Origin of the sequence: Rhodococcus sp. Leaf278 (assembly GCF_001426085.1) — a bacterium.
In the GTDB taxonomy this organism is placed as follows: Bacteria; Actinomycetota; Actinomycetes; order Mycobacteriales; family Mycobacteriaceae; genus Rhodococcoides.
Genome location: NZ_LMRR01000045.1, coordinates 107,544 through 126,886 on the forward strand (window position 1 = coordinate 107,544; position 19,343 = coordinate 126,886).

Genomic DNA, 19,343 nt, shown 5'->3' on the forward strand with positions numbered 1-19,343 from the left:
GACAGATCAGATCGCGGCCGCGAGCCGGGTGCCTTGCTCTATGGCCCGTTTGGCGTCCAGCTCCGCCGCGACGTCCGCACCGCCGATGATGTGCGTGGTGGTACCGGCGGCCTGCAGCTCGTCGACCAGATCGCGAACCGACTCCTGGCCTGCACAGATCACGATGGTGTCGACCTCGAGCAGACGCGCGCGCTCATGCTTCTCTCCGAACGAGATGTGCAGCCCCGCGTCGTCGATCTTCTCGTAGTTGACTCCCGAAAGCTGATGCACGCCTTTGGCTTTCAGGGCCGCGCGGTGGACCCAACCGGTCGTCTTGGCCAGGCCCGCGCCGATGCGTCCTGGCTTGCGCTGCAGCAGATACACCTCGCGCGGTGACTGCGCAGGCACCGGTGTGGTCAACGCCCCGGGTGCGGCCTCGGGCTCGGTGACTCCCCACTCCTGCTTCCATTCCTTCAGGTCCAGCGTGGGGGAGGCGTCGGTGGTGAGGAACTCGGAGATGTCGATGCCGATGCCACCTGCGCCGATAACCGCAACCCGATCACCGACGGGCTTGCCGTCGCGCACCAGCTCTGCATACGACAACACCGAGGGGTGCTCGATGCCGGGAATGCTCGGAATCCGGGGAGTGACGCCGGTAGCCAGTACCACCTCGTCGAACTCACCTGCGATCAGATCGGCGGCCGTGACCCGACTGCCCAGATGGATGGTGACGTCGGCGGTGCGGAGCGCGCTGGAGAAATAACGAATCGTCTCTGCGAATTCCTCCTTGCCGGGAATCAGCCGCGCGATGCCGAACTGACCGCCGATCTCTTCCCTGGCCTCGAACAGGCTGACGGCATGACCGCGTTGCGCGAGATTGAGGGCTGCTGCCAAGCCTGCGGGCCCGGCTCCGACGACGGCAACCTTCTTCGTCTTCTTCGTCGGTAGCAATTGCAGGTCGATCTCCCGGCCCGCACGAGGATTGACCAGGCAGGAGACCTTCTTGTGGACGAAGGCGTGGTCGAGGCAGGCCTGATTGCAGGCAATGCAGGTGTTGATCTGGTCCGCGGAGTCGGTGGCTGCCTTCTCGACCCAGAACGGATCGGCCAGCATAGGCCTGGCCATCGCGATCAGCTGCGCGTCACCGCGGGCGAGGATGTTCTCGGCGATCTCGGGCATGTTGATGCGGTTCGATGCCGCGACGGGGATGGTGACGTACTTTTCCAGCTTGCCGGTGATGTCTGCGAATGCTGCGCGCGGAACCGAGGTGACGATGGTCGGCACCCGCGATTCGTGCCAGCCGATGTCGGTGTTGATGATGTTCGCGCCTGCAGCCTCGACGTCCTCGGCGAGCGCGACGATGTCGTTCCAGCTCTGGCCCTGTTCCACGAGGTCGGCCATGGACAGCCGGAACACGATGAGGAAGTCCTGGCCCACCGCCGCCCGCGTCTGTCGCACGATCTCCACGGCCATCCGACGGCGATTCCCCGCCGAACCGCCCCACTCGTCACGCCGCTTGTTGGTGCGTTCGGAGAGGAACTGGTTGATGAAATATCCTTCGCCGCCCATGATCTCGACGCCGTCGTACCCGGCGCTCTGGGCAAGACGGGCACAGCGCACGTAGTTTCGGATCTGCCAGCGCACGCCTCTCGACGTCAATCGCCGCGGCCGAAAAGGGTTGATGGGGGCCTTGATCGACGAAGCAGACACGCTCAGCGGCTGATACGAGTAGCGCCCGGCATGCAGGATCTGCAGCGCGATCTTGCCGCCCTCACGGTGTACTGCTGCGGTGATCCGCCGATGCCGACGGGCCTCGAGACGGTTGGTCAGCTTGGCTCCGAACGGCAAGAGCCAACCGGTGCGATTGGGGGCATATCCGCCGGTGATGATGAGGGCGACGCCGCCGCGAGCTCGCTCGGCGAAGTAGGCCGCTAGGCGGCCGGTGTCGCGGGCGCGATCTTCGAGGCCGGTGTGAATCGAGCCCATGATCACCCGGTTCTTCAGCGTGGTCGCACCGACGTCCAACGGCGACAACAGAATCGGATACGGGCCAGCGGTCTGCTCGGTCTTCACAGCTTCTCCAATACTTCGGTGCACCACTCGGTGAATCCTTCTTCGACGCGAATTCCTCCACGCAGCACCAGGTATTGATGCAACGCGGTGCCGCTGAGGGCAGCGGGGTCCGGAAAATCCTGCTTCTCGATCAGTCGGTAGACGTCGAGTCGGGTGGCGTGAACATCGCGATGGCGGGCGACTTCGACTTTCAGAGCGTCGATGTCACCGTTGGCGGCCCCGCGAATCTTGACGGCCAGTTCCTCGCGTAGCTGCGAGGGATCGGTCGGCGCGGCGATCCAGCGATCGAGCTCGGCACGGCCTGCGGCGCTGACCGAGTAGACCTTCTTGTCGGGACGGCCGTCCTGGGCGACGGCCTCACCGGTGATCCACCCGGCCTCGTCCATCCGCGTCAGCGTCCGGTAGATCTGCTGATGCGTTGCGCTCCAGAAGAAGCCGATGGACTTGTCGAACCGCCGAGCGAGCTCGTACCCCGAGCCACTGAGCTCGGCGAGTGAAACCAGAATCGCGTGTTCCAAAGCCACAACGAGAGTATGTATGCAACGCGGTGACTATGCAACTAGGTGCACTCTAGAACTCGGATGCCGCGGTCTAGTGTTGGCAATTATGGGAACCCAGCCGGAGGTCGCTGTCGTCGGAGTCGCAACCACTCGGAAACAGGTCACCGCCTGGGGATTCTGGGACTGGGGCTCGGCTGCGTTCAACGCCGTGATTCTTACGTTCGTCTTCTCGGTGTATCTCACCGACGCAGTCGGTGACGACCTTCCCGGCTCGATCTCGGCCACCACCTGGTTCAGCTGGTCCATCGCGTTGTCGAGCGTCGTCATCGCGCTCCTGGCGCCGGTCTGTGGGCAGTACTTCGACGCGCGCGGCAAGCGCAGATGGTTGCTGGGGGTGTTGACCGCACTGACCGTCGTGGCCATGGCCGGCCTGTTCTTCGTGAAGGACGACTATCACTATCTCTGGCTCGGCCTGGTGCTGCTCGGCCTCGGATCCATCATGTTCGAGTTGGCCAGTATCCCGTACAACTCGATGCTGCGGCAGGTCTCCACTCCGGAGAACATCGGTCGGGTATCCGGATTCGGTTGGGCGATGGGCTATTTCGGTGGGATCGTGCTGCTTCTCCTGTGCTACCTGGGCTTCATCGTCGGCGACGGCGACACTCGGGGCGTGCTGGGTCTGACCACCGACGGTGGCCTGAACATCAGACTCGTCGCCGTACTCGCGGCCGTATGGTTCGCCGTCTCGGCCATCCCGGTGATGTTCGCAGTTCCCGAAGTGCCCAGGGCCGTTGCCGATCCCAAGGCTGCACAGGCCGGATTCGCGGAGTCCTACCGAGTTCTCGTCCGCGATGTGCGCGAGTTGTGGAGCGCAGACCGGCGCGCCGTCTACTACTTGATCGCCAGCGCACTGTTCCGAGACGGGTTGGCAGGTGTCTTCACCTTCGGGGCCGTTCTCGCCGTCAGCGTCTACGGTATCGGCGCGGCGGACGTACTGCTGTTCGGCGTGGCCGCCAACGTGATCGCAGGCCTCGGTGCCATCGTTGCCGGACGGTTCGACGACAGGATCGGACCCAAGAAGGTCATCGTCTTCTCGCTCACGTCCATGATCGCGGCCGGAACCATTCTGCTGTTCGTGTCGGGGCCGACGATGTTCTGGATCTTCGGGTTGATCCTGTGCCTGTTCGTGGGCCCCGCACAATCGTCTGCGCGTACCTTTTTGGCCCGACTGGCACCTCCCGGGCGCGAAGGTCAGTTCTTCGGACTGTTCGCGACGACGGGTCGTGCGGCGTCGTTCCTCGCGCCGTCCCTGTTCGGCCTGTTCGTGTGGTTGTTCGACGCCGACCGCGCAGGTATCGCCGGGTTGATCATCGTCCTCGCTGCCGGACTGCTGGCGCTGCTGAAGGTGCGGGCTCCGGAGCGGGTCTAGACGGAGTCGATACGGGACAGGATCTCGGCCGTCAGTTCCTCGGGCGCTTCTTCCGGGATCCAGTGCGAGATGCCGTCGAGTTCGACGAATCGGTACGCCGCATCGACGAATTCGCCGCAACGCTCGGCACCGGCTCGGCCGATGGCGGTGTCCCCGTTGCTCCACACGTAGGTGGTGGGGACAGTCACCGGTGGAAGGTTCGCGAATTCCCTGGTCATTGCGGCGTACCAGCTCGATGCGGCCGTCAGCGCCCCGGGGACGGTGAGATGCCGAACGTACTCGTCGTCCAGGCTCTCGGCGCCGAACATTGCACGCAGACGCTGGGCGTCGTTCTCCACCAGAACTCGCTCGGCCTTCTCCGGCTCCCGAAGCAGGCCGAAGTACTGCGACCGCTGCTGCTGATCCGGGTCCTTGCGGATGGCCCAGTTGAACGCCGCCGAATGCGGAACCGATGCTGCCGTGAGCGTGCGTACGCGGTCCGGATGTTCGGCCGCCACGTGCCAGGCGACAACCGCACCCCAGTCGTGTCCGACCAGGTGCGCCGACGGTAGATCCAGCGCGTCGAGCAGACCGAGGATGTCACCGGTGAGCTGCTCGATGCGATAGTGCTCGACGCCGATCGGGCGGGCTCCGGGGGAGTATCCCCGCTGATTGGGTGCGATCACCCGACAACCCGCGGCGACGAGTCCGGGTGTCACGCTCGTCCACGACGCGTTGGTTTGCGGAAAGCCGTGCAGCGCAACCACCGGAATGCCGTCCGCCGGCCCCGACATCGCAACCTCGAACACGTACTCGCCGATACCCATCTCGGTCATGGACGTCCCTTCGTAGTCGTCTTGTCGCACGGTCATGCCCGTCGCGGTTCCCATCGGCTCATCCCGAGCATGATCATGCGGATCTGCTTTTCCGTGCGCTCGATCAGATCCTTCTCGTTCTGGTTACCCGGTCTGTCTATTTCCAGTAGGCCGACCACGGCCGTGAGCATCGTCGACACGAGAAGATCGGCCGTCATCTCCAGATCTGCGATGTCCCATCGTTCCAGTCCCGGCATACGTGAGAGGTCGATGGTCAGTTCGCTGACGAACAGTCGAAGTTCGGTGGCGAAGGCGCGGCGCACCTCGGTGACGCCGCCGTACCGCTCACGACTGAGGAAGCGGAACTGATCTTCGTGGCTGCGCACCTGCCGCACCAGAATCCCGAAGGATTCGGTGGCCGTCCTGGCGCTCGGATTGCGTCGGGCGTCGCGCAGCATCTGACGCAACATACGCATGCTGTCCTCGACGAGCGCGACACCCAGATCCTCCATGGAGGCGAAGTGGCGGTAGAACGCAGTGGGAACGATGCCGGCCGATCGGGCTACCTCACGCAGGCTGACACTGGCGAACGATCGTTCGCGAAGCAGATCGAGAGTGCCCTCGATGAGGGCCTGACGCGTGCGCTCCTTGCGCTCGGCGCGAGTCCCCGGTTCTGTCACGACGTCCAGTTTATGGGCGCGCATTCTGTGACCTCTCTCCCGGTTCCACCCCGGCACCCGTCGACGGTCGATCCATCTCTGTAACGACGGTCACATAAACGTTGACAGGTACCGGTGTCGCTCTGTCACACTCATGTTAGTGCACAATCGTTCACTGAATGGGTCGTTGGTTTCGATCCGGTTAGGGAGGATGGAATGACGCTGCAAGAACGTCCGTCGCGAACCTCGGGTTCACGCAAGTTCTCGCTTCTTTCCCTGTTCGAGGCCATGGCCACACCCCACGCGCTCGATCGGTACCTCGAACTCGTCGATCCTATGACGACGGTTCGGGACCTTCGCGGAGAAGTGACCGAGATACATCGGTCCACCGAAGACTCGCTGACGCTGACCATCCGCCCCACGCGTCAGTGGAGAGGCTTCAAGGCGGGTCAGTTCGTTCAGGTCGGTGTCGTCATCGACGGTGTTCGTCAGACACGCTGCTACTCGCCGGCCTGCTCGCAATACCGCAAGGACGGTCGGATCGAACTGACGATCAAGGCCCACCCCGAGGGTCTGGTGTCGCAGTACCTGCACAAGAACGCACACATCGGCCTGGTGGTCAGCCTGTCGCAGGCGGACGGCACATTCTCGCTCCCCGAACCGCGGCCGGCCAAGACGTTGCTGATCAGCGGTGGCAGCGGAATCACGCCGGTGTTGTCGATGCTCAGGTCGCTGCTGGACGAGGGGTACAGCAGCGACCTGACCTTCCTGCACTACGCGTTCACCGAGAACGACGTCGCGTACAAGAAGGACCTGGAGAAGATCGCCGCCGAGCACGAGAACGTGAACATCGTCTTCGCGTACACCGAGCAGAAGACCGGCGGGGATCTGCACGGCTTCTTCGGACAAGAGCACCTCGATGCCGTGGCCCCGTGGTTCGCAGATGCCGACACGTTCCTGTGCGGCCCTCCCGGACTGATGAAGGGAGTGCGGTCCTTCTTCGACGACGCCGGCCTCGGCGAGCGGCTGCACCTCGAGGAGTTCACGCCGTCGTTCGCCACCGTCGGCGACGACGTCACCGGAACCACCACTTTCTCCGGCAGCGATGTGTCCTCGGAGAACGACGGCGAGACGCTGCTCGAGCAGGCCGAGGCAGCCGGTCTCTCGCCGGCCAACGGCTGCCGCATGGGGATTTGCTTCACCTGCACCTCGGTGAAGAAATCCGGTTGCACCAAGAACATCAAGACCGGCGAGACCGACACCGAGTCCGACAAGAAGATCCAGCTCTGTGTGTCCGTTGCCGTCGGTGACGTCGACATCGACATCTAGGTCGAACCGAAACACTCTCAGCCACAGACCATCTCGACCCGATCGAATTGGAGATCATCAGATGCTCGGAACGATTCTCTCGATCCTTCCCACCGCCGTCCTCCCGTTTCGCCGCAACGAAACGTTGCCGGACGAGCCGACCGTGTTGACCTACGAACAGGTCGAGGAGCTCGGTCGCGAGCTCGACGCCCTGCGGGCCCGCACCGTCGCCAAGCTCGGTGACGAGGATCGTGAATACATCTACAAGATCATCAAGGCGCAGCGCGGCCTCGAAATCACCGGACGCGCCCTGATGTACCTGCCGTTCATCCCGCCGGCGTGGCTCGCCGGTGTCGGTGCCCTCGGCGTGGCGAAGATTCTCGACAACATGGAGATCGGCCACAACGTGATGCACGGCCAGTACGACTGGATGCGCGAGCCCGGCCTCAACTCCGAGGTGTTCGAGTGGGACACCGTCTGCCCGGCAGATCAGTGGAAGCACTCGCACAACTACATGCACCACACCTTCACCAACATCGTCGGCATGGACCGCGACATCGGTTACGGCGTCCTGCGCATGGACCAGGAACAGAAGTGGAACCCGTACTACCTCGGTAATCCGGTGTACGCATTCCTGCTGATGACGTTCTTCGAGTGGGGCGTCATGCTGCACGACCTCGAGACCGAGAACATCGTCGCAGGCAAGCGCAAGTGGCACGACGTCAAGCCGCTGCTGCAGGGCATGTGGCGCAAGGCGGGCAAGCAGGCGCTCAAGGACTACGTGATCTTCCCCGCGCTGACCGGGCCGTTCTTCGCGACCACAGTCGTCGGCAACGTGGCCGCAAACCTCGTCCGCAACGTGTGGACCTACTCGATCATCTTCTGTGGCCACTTCCCGACGGGGGTTCAGACCTTCAGCCAGGAGGAGACCGCCGACGAGAGCCGGGGCGAGTGGTACGTGCGTCAGATGTTGGGATCGGCCAACATCGAGGGAAGCCCGCTCTTCCACATCATGTCGGGCAACCTCTCGCACCAGATCGAGCACCACCTGTTCCCGGACCTGCCCGCGCACCGCTACCCGCAGATTGCGCCCGAGGTCAAGGCACTGTGCGAGAAGTACGACCTGCCCTACAACACCGGCGGCTTCTTCCATCAGATCGGCACCGTGTGGGGCAAGATCTTCAAGCTCGCCCTGCCCAACTCGCTCACGGGATCGGCAGCTCCGGCCAGTGTTATCGTCGAGCGTAAGAAGACCGACGCAGCGTGACGACTTCGAAGGGGGCGGTCCTGTTGGTGGGAAAGTTCGAGCGCAACAAGGACACCGTGCAGGAGTTCACCGAATCTGCCGCCAATCATGTCGGCCGAATCGTGGTGATCATCACCGGAGCGGTTCGCGACGTCACTCGTGAAATCGGAGATCTGATCACCGACGGTATCGAGATGCGGGAAGCTGCGAAGAAGGCGGAGCGTGACGCGCCTCTGGGCACCGTGATCAACGGAGAGTTCGAAACTCGCGACCGCCGTTGAGGTAGAGCACTGTCGACAAAGCCGCCCGAGCCATGCTCGGGCGGCTTCGTCGTATCTAGCGACGGTGCAGTCTCCACAGTGACGTCGTCTCGCGCGAGCGGGCCTCGTGCAGCACATCGGAGGAGTCGGTGATTCGCGAGTGTGTCGGTGTGGTGTCGGTGCGGTCGGCGACGATCAGTCCGGCTGCGTCGATGGCGTCGAGAAGGTCTGCGCGCGTGACCAATCCGAGCAGTTCGGCGAGGTCGGACAGCACCAGCCATGCCTCGCCGTTCGCTGTGAGGTGCCCACCGAGGCGGCTCAGGAAGGACTTCAGCATGCGTGAACCGGGGTCGTAGACCGCATGCTCGATGCCCGACGTCGGTTTCGTGGGGATCCACGGTGGATTGCACACGATCAGCCCGGCGCGTCCGGACGGGAAGATGTCGGTCTGCACCACGTCGACTCGATCGGTGTAGCCGAGTGTGTCGATGTTCTCGCGTGCACACGCGACCGACCGCGGGTCCTTGTCGGTGGCTACCACCGAGCTCACGCCGCGGCGGGCGAGTACTGCGGCCAGAACGCCCGAGCCGGTACCGATGTCGAACGCGCGGTCCGTGGGAGGCAATGGTGCGTCGGCGACGAGGTGGATGTACTCACCGCGAATGGGGGAGAAGACTCCGTAATGCGGGTGAATCGAGGCGTCCAGAGCCGGGACGAAGACGCCTTTGCGACGCCACTCGTGTGCGCCGACCATGCCGAGGAGTTCGCGCAACGAGAGCACGCACGGCGCAGCGTCGGGGCCGATGGCCTCCGACACTGCGGCCTGGACATCCGGTGCCCGGCCGAGATCGAGGCGGGCACTCGAATCGAGTTCGACCAGAAGCATTCCGAGCACTCGAGCGCGGCGCGCCTGGTACTGGCGATGCAGATGAAACTGCTCGGCGGGCGACGCGTCGGGCGACCGTTTGGCGGGCGGAACCCGGCGGGTCATCGCGGACAACAGTTGTCGTGCATTGTTGTAGTCACCGCGCCACAGCATGGCCTCGCCGATCGTGGCCAGCTTGTAGGCCACGTCCGCGGTGATCGAGTCGTCGACGATGCGCACCACCCGAGGCGGGGGAGCGCCATTCTCCGACTGCCAGCGAGTCGTCCTCTCGCTACCGTCCTCGACCCAGGTGATGCTCATGCCGCGCTCTCGTTCAGGCTGCAGTGTGCGGGTACTCCGCACTGCGATGTTGGAAGGCAAGGATATTGGGGTTGACGATGACGCCGCCCCTGATCTCGATCGATCGCTCGATGGTGGAATCGGCGCTCCACGCAGAGGGGCCGTCGAGCACGATCCGAAGATACGGCAACAGTGATTCGCTGATCTCCCAGGTGGCCGAGTTCCACAGATAGGACGGACTGTGGTCGACGGCGTAGTACCGGACGTTGTCGCCCACGGTGAACATGGGATCGGCGAACGACGTGGGCTTGGCCCACTCGAATCCCATACCCTCGTCGCAGGAGACGTCCACCACCAACGTGCCCGGTGCCAGGGTGGGTAGGTCCTGGTTCGTCAGGAACGTCAATGGTGAATTGGTATCCTGCAGAACACAATTGACGATGACGTCGTGGTCGCCCAGGAAGCGTGACAGAGGTACTCGACCGTCCGGAGTGAGTGCTCGACTCTGGCGAGGATCGGCGTCGTCGAGATCGAAATTGACGATGTTGGCCGAATGGATCGGCGAACTCACCGCAGTGACGCCGCGTTGGGTGAGAACGTCCACATCGTGAATGCCATGTGCGTTGAGTGCGGTGACCGCACCGCGAGCAGTGGCTCCGAATCCGATGACCGCAGCACGCAACCGGCGGCCGTAGTCGCCGGTGGACCCGATCAGTTGCAACGCATGCAGCACCGAGCAGTAGCCGGCCAACTCGTTGTTCTTGTGGAAGACATGCAGATTGAACGAACCCTCCTGGGTCCAGTGGTTCATGGACTCGAATGCAATCAGTGTCAGCTTGCGATCGACGGCGATCTGGGTGAGCTTCTCGTCCTGCACACAGTGGGGCCAGCCCCACAGTGTCTGCCCCGGGCGCAAGGATGCGAGATCCTCTGCCTGCGGCTTGGGCAACAGAATCACATCGCACTCGGCGACGAGTTGGTCGCGGGTGCAAATACCGGCTACCTGGGTGGCCAGCTGTTCGTCCGAAATTCCGAACGGTTCACCGTAGCCGGACTCGAGAAACATCCGGGCGCGGATATCGGCGTCGATTCGATCGAAATGCAGTGGGTGAATCGGTAGTCGCCGCTCATCGGGCTTGCGCGAACGTGAGAGGACTCCGAGAGTGAGCTGATGCACGTATGACCCTTCGTTACCTCCAAGTCAACCACAGCGAGCTGGGGTGGATTGCGTTCGCGCTGGTCAGCGCATGGCTATCGTTCGTGGGTCAGCTCGGGTACCTCGGGTTCCTCGACGGTATGCGCTGATGCCGCACGCAACGTCGGGATGAACCCGGCCAGAACGAGGGAGAGGACGGCGGCACCGGCTGCTACACCCATCGTGACGTGGAAAGCGGCTTCCGACGGAATCTCTCGGCCGCCTGCGCTGACGGTGAGCTGAGCCAGAATGACGCCGGCGACCGCGCTGGCGAACGACGTTCCGAGAGAACGCATGAGCGTGTTGAAGCTGTTGGCCGCTCCGGTCTCCGACGCCGGAACCGCGCCCATGATGAGCGCAGGCATTGCGCCGTATGCAAGGCCGATGCCTGCGCCGATCACCAACGAGATCAAGACCAGTAGCCAGACGGCATCCAAGGTGACGGCACCGATGAGATAGCCGAACGCGATCACTACGGCACCCAGCATCAGTGTCGTTTTCGGGCCGCGCGTAGTGGTGATGCGAGCCGACAGCGGCGCGACGAACATCATGACAATTCCCGAGGGGGCCATGACCAAGCCGGCGGCGAGAATCGACTGGCCCAATCCGTATCCGGTTTCGGTGGGCAGTTGCAGAACTTGTGGGAAGACCAAAGACATTGCGAACAAGGCGAATCCGATGGCGATCGAAGACAGGTTCGTGAACAGGATCTGGCGCCGCATGGTCACTCGGAGGTCGACGAGTGGTAGCGGCGTGCGTAGCTCCCACCAGCCCCAGAACAAAAACGCGGCGACGGCGAGCCCCAGCATCCCGATGGTCGTTCCGTCGGTCCAGCCCCAACCGGAACCCTTCGAGATCGCGAGAAGCAACGACACGAGCGCGACCGACAGTGCAGTGGCACCGGGGAAATCGAAGCTACCACCGGCTCGTACCGTCGATTCGGGGACGACGACAACGACGAGCACGGCGACGACGACGCCCAGAGCGGCCGACGTCCAGAACAGGAAGTGCCAGTCCGCGTACTCCGCGATCAATGCGGCGGCCGGCAGGCCGAGCGCGCCGCCGACTCCGAGCGAGGCACTCATGAGTGCGACGGAACCGGCAAGTTTCTCGCGGGGCAGGACATCGCGCATCACGCTGATGCCGAGGGGGATGACGCCCGATGCCAGGCCTTGGAGGACGCGGCCGACGATCAGCGGCAGGACGGACTCGCTGACCGCGCCGACAACGGATCCGACTACGAGAAGTGCGAGCCCGACGAGGAGTAGGCGTCGTTTGCCGAACATGTCGCCGAGGCGACCCATCACCGGAACGGCAACCGCGCCGGCCAGAAGTGTTGCCGTCACGACCCACGCAGTGTCCGCGGCAGAGGCGTTCAGCAGGGTCGGCAACTGCGGGATGATCGGAATGACGAGTGTCTGCATCAATGCGACGACGATGCCGGCGAACGCCAGAACCGCGACGATCCCGTTGGTGCCGAGTGCTTTCGGTGTCGTGTCGTCGGGTGAAAGTGCAGACATGCCACTCCTCTGGTAATTGGTTGGTAAAGTATTTAAACCAACTGACTTAAACAAGTTAAGTCATATGATTGAACGTGGCAAATGGAGGGGCACTCATGCACAGCGACGACACGCGCGACGTGATCCTGTTGGCCGCTGAACGGCTGTTCGCCGAGCGTGGCGTGCTCGCGGTGTCCAATCGTCAGGTCAGCGAGGGCGCGGGACAGCGGAACAGTTCGGCCGTCGGCTACCACTTCGGGACCAAGGACGACCTGGTATTGGCGATCGTCGAAAAACATGCGCGGCTTATCGAAGAGCACCGCATCCGGATGCTGGCGAACATCGAGGGCTCGACCGATCTTCGTGATTGGGTATCGTGCCTCGTCCTTCCTTACATCGAGCATCTCGCGTCGATCGGTGAATCATCGTCCTACGCCCGGTTCAGCGCACAGGTCATGACAGACCCCACCCTGCGCGGCCTCATCTACGAGACCGCACTGGAATCGCCCGCCCTGCGCCGGATTCTGGAGGGAGTGCTGAGCTGCGTCGGCGATCTCCCGGAATCGGTGCGCAGGACACGCGGAGACATGGTTCGGCAGTTGATGGTGCATATGAGCGCCGAGCGAGAAAGAAACAACCCCGATGGTTGGACGGACTTCGGAACGGATCTCGTGGACGCCATGGTTGGGCTGTGGAGTGCGCCGGTCACCCGGTGACATCGCCGATATCGGTGGGCGCAAACCGAACGTGACACGTTCATTGTGCCTGGTCTTCGGTGTGCCCCCGGCAGGATTCGAACCTGCGACCAAGGGATTAGAAGGCCCTTGCTCTATCCCCTGAGCTACGGAGGCTGGCACGTACGGGCGGACCCGCTCGAGCACGGTTGACGAGTGTACCTTTCCGGGTACGTCGATCGCGCAGGCATGGGTTGGGCGACGGCCGCAGCGGGAAAGCGGTGGTTTCGGAGACGTTCCGACCCGAGTCGAAGGAGGTGCTGTGCACGACATCCTCGACGACGCGCTGCACGCCTGGCAGTCCGGCGACATCGCAGTAGTGGCCACGGTGATCCGGACGTTCGATTCTGCGCCGCGTCCCGCCGGAGCGGCCATGCTCGTCGGCTCGGACGGCACGGTTGTCGGGTCCGTGTCGGGCGGCTGCGTCGAAGGCTCGGTGTACGAACTCGCACAGGAAGTCCTGCGCACCGGAACTGCGGTTCTCACTCGATACGGAGTGTCCGACGACGAGGCGTTCGCCGTCGGACTCACCTGCGGCGGCACACTGGACGTCTTCGTCGAAGTGTTGTCCCGGCAGACGTTCCCCGAACTCGAGTCTGTCGTGGCGGACGTGCGCGAGAACATTCCCGTCGCCGTGGCGACCGTGGTGTCGCACACCGATCCGGAGCGCATCGGCCGAAGGCTGGTCGTCGGAGAGTCCGGCATCCGCGGTTCGCTCGGCAGCGCGCGAGCCGATGCTGCCGTCGCCGATGACGCGAAAGGGCTTCTGGTGTCGGGCCGTTCGGCCGTCCTGACGTACGGGCCCGACGGTCAGCGACGAGGTGAGGGCATGGAGGTATTCGTCTCCAGCCACGCACCGCCGCCCCGAATGCTGGTGTTCGGGGCCATCGATTTTGCAGCCGCCGTCGCGCAGCAAGGTGTTTTTCTCGGCTACCGCGTCACCGTCTGCGATGCGCGTGCGGTGTTCGCCACGCCGCAGCGGTTTCCCGCCGCCGAACAGGTCGTCGTCGCCTGGCCGCACGACTACCTGGCGAAGCAATGGTCGGCGGGGGAGTTGGACGAGCGAACCGTTGTCTGTGTGCTCACCCATGATCCCAAGTTCGACGTGCCACTGCTCGAGGTCGCGTTGCGCCTGCCGAGCCTGGCCTTCGTGGGTGCGATGGGCTCACGCCGTACTCATGACGACCGCACGGCCCGGTTGCGGGCTGCGGGGCTGACCGAGTCCGAGCTCTCTCGATTGGCCAGCCCGATCGGTCTGGATCTCGGGGCCCGTACACCTCAGGAGACGGCGGTGTCGATTGCGGCGGAGATCATCGCGCGCCGCTGGGGCGGCACCGGTGAACCGTTACGGGCCCGACACGGTCGCATCCACCACGATGCGATCGAGGACGGGCGCGGGGGTAAGTACGACGCTGTGTAGGACTCGCCTTTCCGGTATCGCCGATCACCTCCTACTCTGGTGGTATGGCAACACCGGATGTCGCGAAGACCGCACCCTCGACCGCCGAACTCTCGGCGGACGATGTGGGGATGGACGGGGAACCGCGCTCGGCCACCACAGCCGTGTTCGTCACTGCGGGCGTCATCGCCGGTGTGGTGGCTGCGCTGATCGTGATGCTCTCCGCTTCCGACGCGTTGGTGTTGCTGGGAATCCCGGACCCGGGTCCGGCCACTACCTACGGTCTGCCCGCCTTGCGGGCGATCGGAGAGATCGCCGCCGTCATCGCCATCGGGTCGTTCCTGCTGGCAGCGTTTCTCGTGCCGCCGCAGAAGAACGGCGTCCTCGACGTCGACGGCTACCGGGCGGTGCGCACCGGCTCGGTCGCATCCATCGTCTGGGCTGTGTGCGCGCTTCTCCTCGTGCCCCTGACGTTGTCCGACACCTCCGGCCAGCCGTTCACGGAGGCCATCAAGCCGGCGAACCTGTGGATCGCGCTCGATCAAGTGGAGATTGCCAGTGCATGGCGTTGGACGGCGATCATGGCCGTTGTGCTGGCCATCTTTTCGCGCACGGTGTTGCGGTGGACCTGGACCCCCGCTCTGCTCGGATTGTCCCTCGCGACACTGTTGCCGCTCGCGTTGAGCGGCCACTCGGCGGCAGGCGGGTCGCACGATATCGCGACCAACAGCCTGATCCTGCACCTCGGGGCCGCATCACTGTGGGCAGGCGGGCTGTTCGCGTTGCTGGCGCACGTACGCAGGGCAGGCGCGCACGCCGACGTCGCAGCGCGCCGGTTCTCCACCATCGCGGGCATCTGCTTCGTCGTGATGGGTATCAGCGGCGTCATCAACGCGATGGTTCGGGTCTCGATCGGCGACCTGTTCACCACCACCTACGGTCTGTTGATCGTGGGCAAGATCACCGCCTTGATCGTGCTCGGTGGATTCGGGTGGATGCAGCGTCGTCGGGCACTGCCCGCCCTGGTCGCCGACCCCACTGCTCGCGGACCGTTGCTTCGCTTCGCCGGCGCCGAGGTGCTCGTGCTCGCCGCGACCATCGGCCTGGCCGTCGGGCTCGGGCGCACACCGCCGCCGGCCGAGATCGATCCCAACCTTACACCCGCGGAAGCCGAACTCGGATACGACCTGAGCGGCCCGCCCACGTTCGCACGAATGGCCTTCGACTGGCGCTTCGATCTGATCTTCGGCACCGCTGCGATCGTGATGGCCGTGGTGTACCTGATCGGTGTCCGCCGTCTGCGGCTGCGCGGCGACGCGTGGCCGGTGGGCCGCACCGTCGCCTGGATTCTGGGCTGCCTCACGCTGCTGATCAGCACGTCCTCGGGAATCGGTCGCTACTCCACGGCCGTGTTCAGCGTGCACATGACCGGACACATGATGCTCTCGATGCTGGCACCGGTCCTCCTCGCGCTCGGCGGAGCGCTGACGTTGGCGTTGCGAGTCCTGCCCGCAGCAGGCAAGAACGGTGTCCCCGGAATGCGCGAGTGGTTGTTGATGGGACTGCACAGTCGAATTTCGCAGTTCGTGACTCACCCCCTCGTGGCCGCGCTGATCTTCGTCGGCGGCTTCTACGTGCTGTACCTCGGCGGGATTTTCGGAGCCGTGCTGGACAGTCACGGCGCGCACTTGCTGATGAATCTGCACTTCGTGCTCAGTGGCTACCTGTTCTACTGGACCGTCATCGGCGTCGATCCGTCGCCGCGCAAGATTGCGCCGGTCACGAAGCTGGCGGTGGTATTCGGTTCGCTGCCGTTCCACGCGTTCTTCGGGGTGGCCCTGATGAGCATGAACACGGTCATGGGTGCCTGGTTCTACCGGACCCTGGGACTGGACTGGAACTCCGATCTGCTCGGAGATCAGAAGCTCGGCGGCGGAATCGCCTGGGCCACCGGCGAAATTCCGTTGGTGCTCGTCATGTTGGCGCTGCTGATCCAGTGGTCTCGGAGCGACGACAGAGATGCCAGGCGCGGCGACCGCGCCGCCGAGCGCGATCACGACGCAGACCTGGCGGCCCACAACGCAATGTTCGCCGAGCTCGCCAGACGAGATCAGACGGGCGAACGCTAGCCGAGCGGGGTCAGTCGCTCTCGGTGATTTTCGCGAGTAGTCGATCGAGTTCGACTCGCTCGTCCGACTCGAGGCCGTCGAACATCTCGGACGACACCTGACGACGCGCGTCGTCGATCCGGTCCAGCAGCGCGCGACCTGTATCTGTCAGCGTCACCAGCACGGCCCGCCGATCACTCGGATCCGGCTGCCGCGTCACCAGCTGTGCCGCTTCGAGCGAGTCGACGATGTCGGTGGCCGATCGCGCCACGATACGCAGGTGTTCGGCGAGGTCGCGCAGGCGCATCGATTCCTGCTCGCGGGCCAGGACGTGCAGAGCCCGGCTCTGCGAAGGATTGAGTCCGAACGGTTCCAGTGCAGTCATGTGGCTGCGCCGGATGCGCCGGGCGACAGCCATCAAACTCTCGCTCAGGTTCGTCGAATGTCCGGGTTCCATGCAACGGATCATAGCGAGGGTTGCCCGCAACCTCATAGTGAGGTAACCTCTGCATATTACTTCATCAGCCCGGAACTACTCCTGCGGAGGTCTACTTGGAAAGCCGTCCCGAACGCGCAGTACCCGCATCCGATCCAGCACCCGTCAGCCGAGTCCTGGCTCTGTTCACGCCCTACCGGCGCAAGATCGCCATCGTCAGCGCGATCATCGTGGCCAGTGCGATCATCGCCCTCGCCTCTCCCTTACTCCTTCGCGAACTCCTCGATCATGCGATCCCTGACCGTGACGTCACCCTGGTCACCTTCATCGCGCTCGGCATGATCGCAGTAGCAGTCGCCACCAATACCCTCGGCGTGGTGCAGACCTGGATGTCCAACGGCGTCGGTCAGCAACTCATGCACGACCTCCGCGTACAGGTCTACTCGCACCTGCAGCGGCAGTCCCTCGGATTCTTCGCTCGCACGCGCACCGGTGAGGTGCAATCGCGCATCGCCAACGACATCGGCGGTATGCAGTCGGTCGTCACGAACACCGCGACGTCCATCGCGCAGAACGCCACCACGGTGGTCGCGACGGTGATCGCGCTCTTCCTGCTCGACTGGAAACTCGCCACGTTCTCGTTGATCATCCTGCCGATATTCGTTCGCGTAGCGCGACGCATCGGTGACGAACGCCGCAAGATCTCGACCAAGCGACAGAAGCTACTCAGCGATCTGTCTGTCCAGATCGAGGAATCCCTGTCCGTCAGCGGCATTCTGCTGGGCAAGACCACCGGTTCCGCGCAGGTGTTGACCGAGAAGTTCGCCGACCGATCCCATGAAGTGGCCGGCGTCGAGCTCGCGGCGATGATGGCGGGAAAGTGGCGAATGGCCACCATTCAGATCAGTTTCGCCGTCATGCCGGCACTGGTGTACTGGTTCGCCGGCATCACCATCGGCCAAGGGAGTGCCTTGACGATCGGCACCTTGGTCGCTTTCACCGCTCTGCAAACTCAATTGTTCCGGCCCACCATGCAATTGCTCAACACCGGTGTCGAGGTGCAGGCCTCACTCGCCCTGTTCGGGCGGGTGTTCGAGTACCTCGATCTGCCGATCGACGTTGCCGAGCCGGCGCATCCGGTGGCGTTGTCACGCGAGAAGGTACACGGCGACGTCGCCTTCCGCGGCGTCGATTTCACCTATGCCGCGGCGACAGTTCCGACCTTGAGCGACATCGACCTGGAGGTCCCCGCTGGAAGCACTCTTGCTCTGGTCGGTGCGACCGGATCGGGTAAGACGACTCTGGGCTATCTCGTTGCGCGACTGCATGATCCGACGTCCGGATCGGTGACGATCGATGGCATCGATCTGCGGGAGATGGCGTCCGAGAACATCGCCGACCTGGTCGGTGTCGTCTCGCAGGAGACATACCTCTTTCACGCCACCATCAGGGAGAATCTGCGCTTCGCGAAACCCGACGCCACCGACGAGGAGATCGTTGCAGCCGCCCGAACCGCGCAGATCCACGACTTCATCGACGGACTCGACGACGGTTACGACACGATGGTCGGTGAGCGCGGATACCGATTTTCCGGTGGTGAAAAGCAGCGGATCGCGATCGCGCGAACCGTATTGCGGAACCCACCGATTCTGGTGCTCGACGAAGCGACCAGTGCCCTCGACAACCGCACCGAACGGGCCGTGCAAACGGCTCTCGACGGTCTGATGGAAGGTCGCACGACCATACTCATCGCGCACCGCTTGTCAACGGTGCGCAGCGCGGACCGCATCGCAGTGCTCGACCACGGGGTCGTTCGTGAGGTAGGAAGCCACGAATCCCTGTTGGAGCAGGGCGGCATGTACGCCCAATTGGTGCGAGCCGCAGACGATGTCGTGGACAGTGTGGCTGCATGAGCGAGACCGAGTGATCCCAGTGCGGACCATCGCGGGGCGCGTCGAGTGCGAGATCGAGATAAAGAGGTCTCGCTTCGTCGCGGTCGTCGATCGCGCAGCCACCGAACCGGACGCGCGAGCGATCATCGACGGCGCCCGCAGGGCCGATCCTGCTGCCGGCCATCACTGTTCGGCGTTCATCGTCGGCGCGTCGTCCACCGACCCGCGCATCGAGCGGTCCAACGACGACGGTGAACCCGGTGGTACGGCAGGGATGCCGATGCTCGAAGTGCTGCGTGGGCATCACCTGACGAACGTCGTCGCGGTGGTCAGCAGATACTTCGGTGGAACCAAGCTCGGCACCGGCGGTTTGGCCCGTGCGTACTCCGGCGCTGTGACCGAGGCGCTGGGCGGGGCGGCATTTCTCACCCGGCAGCGACGCGAGATCCTGACGCTCGAACTCGATCACGCCGAGGTGGGCCGAGTCGAATCGGAACTTCGGGGGCACGGAGTGCATGTGGTGGGGACATCCTACGCAGCCCGTGCGGTCCTGACCGTCGCCGCTGCGGACGCCGATTCGGTTGCAGCACTTGTTGCTTCGCTCACGGCTGGACGTGTCGCTCCGGTACGCAACGGGCACATGTACGTGGAAATTCCGGACTAGCAC

Annotated in this window: 17 protein-coding genes and 1 tRNA gene; 9 read left to right on the forward strand and 9 right to left on the reverse strand. The window is 64.0% G+C overall.

Annotation, left to right across the window (positions count from 1 at the left end; translation table 11 throughout):
• Nucleotides 1-6: 6 nt before the first annotated feature.
• Nucleotides 7-2,052, reverse strand: coding sequence for an NADPH-dependent 2,4-dienoyl-CoA reductase (locus ASG84_RS26005; protein ID WP_057479839.1), 2,046 nt, complete (start codon nt 2,050-2,052; stop codon nt 7-9).
• On the reverse strand, nt 2,049-2,576 hold the full coding sequence (locus ASG84_RS26010; RefSeq protein WP_057479840.1) for a PadR family transcriptional regulator: 528 nt from the start codon (nt 2,574-2,576) through the stop codon (nt 2,049-2,051). Before ASG84_RS26010 ends, ASG84_RS26005 begins: the two co-directional genes overlap by 4 nt.
• An 82-nt stretch (nt 2,577-2,658) precedes the next feature.
• Between ASG84_RS26010 and ASG84_RS26015 the strand changes: the two genes are divergently transcribed.
• On the forward strand, nt 2,659-3,981 hold the full coding sequence (locus tag ASG84_RS26015) for an MFS transporter (RefSeq protein ID WP_057479841.1): 1,323 nt from the start codon (nt 2,659-2,661) through the stop codon (nt 3,979-3,981).
• Here ASG84_RS26015 and ASG84_RS26020 read toward each other — a convergent pair.
• Complete coding sequence (locus tag ASG84_RS26020) at nt 3,978-4,832, reverse strand: alpha/beta fold hydrolase (RefSeq protein ID WP_156399722.1); 855 nt, start codon at nt 4,830-4,832, stop codon at nt 3,978-3,980. The genes ASG84_RS26015 and ASG84_RS26020 overlap by 4 nt on opposite strands.
• Entirely contained in the window at nt 4,829-5,479 is a 651-nt protein-coding gene (locus ASG84_RS26025; protein WP_200936716.1) for a TetR family transcriptional regulator, read from the reverse strand. Before ASG84_RS26025 ends, ASG84_RS26020 begins: the two co-directional genes overlap by 4 nt.
• 171 nt (nt 5,480-5,650) lie before the next feature.
• Here ASG84_RS26025 and ASG84_RS26030 point away from each other — a divergent pair, with 171 nt between their 5' ends.
• The 3 genes from ASG84_RS26030 to ASG84_RS26040 all read left to right on the forward strand — a co-directional run bounded on the left by ASG84_RS26030 (nt 5,651) and on the right by ASG84_RS26040 (nt 8,269).
• Complete coding sequence (locus ASG84_RS26030) at nt 5,651-6,763, forward strand: ferredoxin reductase (protein WP_057479842.1); 1,113 nt, start codon at nt 5,651-5,653, stop codon at nt 6,761-6,763.
• Nucleotides 6,764-6,824: 61 nt separating this feature from the next.
• Nucleotides 6,825-8,009 carry a fatty acid desaturase family protein gene (locus tag ASG84_RS26035; RefSeq protein ID WP_057479843.1) on the forward strand — a complete coding sequence of 395 codons (1,185 nt, stop codon included), beginning with the start codon at nt 6,825-6,827 and terminating at the stop codon, nt 8,007-8,009.
• A 23-nt stretch (nt 8,010-8,032) separates the two neighbouring features.
• Nucleotides 8,033-8,269: a hypothetical protein gene (locus tag ASG84_RS26040; protein WP_032379604.1), complete on the forward strand. Its 237-nt coding sequence runs from the start codon at nt 8,033-8,035 to the stop codon at nt 8,267-8,269.
• A gap of 55 nt (nt 8,270-8,324) precedes the next feature.
• On the opposite strand, the gene ASG84_RS26045 is transcribed toward ASG84_RS26040, so the two are convergent.
• The 3 genes from ASG84_RS26045 to ASG84_RS26055 all read right to left on the reverse strand — a co-directional run bounded on the left by ASG84_RS26045 (nt 8,325) and on the right by ASG84_RS26055 (nt 12,128).
• The gene (locus tag ASG84_RS26045; protein ID WP_057479844.1) at nt 8,325-9,434 is read right to left on the reverse strand and encodes a 50S ribosomal protein L11 methyltransferase; all 1,110 of its coding nucleotides are present in this window, start codon (nt 9,432-9,434) and stop codon (nt 8,325-8,327) included.
• Between the two features lie 13 nt (nt 9,435-9,447).
• Complete coding sequence (locus ASG84_RS26050) at nt 9,448-10,590, reverse strand: N(5)-(carboxyethyl)ornithine synthase (RefSeq protein WP_057479845.1); 1,143 nt, start codon at nt 10,588-10,590, stop codon at nt 9,448-9,450.
• A gap of 74 nt (nt 10,591-10,664) precedes the next feature.
• Nucleotides 10,665-12,128: an MFS transporter gene (locus ASG84_RS26055; RefSeq protein WP_057479846.1), complete on the reverse strand. Its 1,464-nt coding sequence runs from the start codon at nt 12,126-12,128 to the stop codon at nt 10,665-10,667.
• A gap of 95 nt (nt 12,129-12,223) precedes the next feature.
• Between ASG84_RS26055 and ASG84_RS26060 the strand changes: the two genes are divergently transcribed.
• The gene (locus ASG84_RS26060) at nt 12,224-12,823 is read left to right on the forward strand and encodes a TetR/AcrR family transcriptional regulator (RefSeq protein ID WP_057479847.1); all 600 of its coding nucleotides are present in this window, start codon (nt 12,224-12,226) and stop codon (nt 12,821-12,823) included.
• Nucleotides 12,824-12,885: 62 nt separating this feature from the next.
• On the opposite strand, the gene ASG84_RS26065 is transcribed toward ASG84_RS26060, so the two are convergent.
• A tRNA-Arg gene (locus ASG84_RS26065) sits at nt 12,886-12,958 on the reverse strand.
• Nucleotides 12,959-13,103: 145 nt separating this feature from the next.
• Between ASG84_RS26065 and ASG84_RS26070 the strand changes: the two genes are divergently transcribed.
• A complete protein-coding gene (locus ASG84_RS26070) occupies nt 13,104-14,261 on the forward strand; it encodes an XdhC family protein (protein ID WP_057479848.1) in 1,158 nt (385 codons plus the stop codon).
• Nucleotides 14,262-14,305: 44 nt separating this feature from the next.
• Nucleotides 14,306-16,369 (forward strand): cytochrome c oxidase assembly protein, encoded by a 2,064-nt coding sequence (locus tag ASG84_RS26075; protein ID WP_057479849.1) that lies wholly within the window; start codon nt 14,306-14,308, stop codon nt 16,367-16,369.
• A gap of 10 nt (nt 16,370-16,379) precedes the next feature.
• Here the strand turns inward: ASG84_RS26075 and ASG84_RS26080 are convergent, their stop codons facing one another.
• On the reverse strand, nt 16,380-16,805 hold the full coding sequence (locus tag ASG84_RS26080; protein WP_057479850.1) for a MarR family winged helix-turn-helix transcriptional regulator: 426 nt from the start codon (nt 16,803-16,805) through the stop codon (nt 16,380-16,382).
• 95 nt (nt 16,806-16,900) lie between these two features.
• Here ASG84_RS26080 and ASG84_RS26085 point away from each other — a divergent pair, with 95 nt between their 5' ends.
• Both ASG84_RS26085 and ASG84_RS26090 read left to right on the forward strand, forming a co-directional pair.
• Nucleotides 16,901-18,697, forward strand: coding sequence for an ABC transporter ATP-binding protein (locus ASG84_RS26085; RefSeq protein ID WP_057479851.1), 1,797 nt, complete (start codon nt 16,901-16,903; stop codon nt 18,695-18,697).
• Nucleotides 18,698-18,707: 10 nt separating this feature from the next.
• Entirely contained in the window at nt 18,708-19,340 is a 633-nt protein-coding gene (locus ASG84_RS26090) for an IMPACT family protein (protein WP_235581860.1), read from the forward strand.
• The last annotated feature ends 3 nt before the right edge of the window (nt 19,341-19,343 follow it).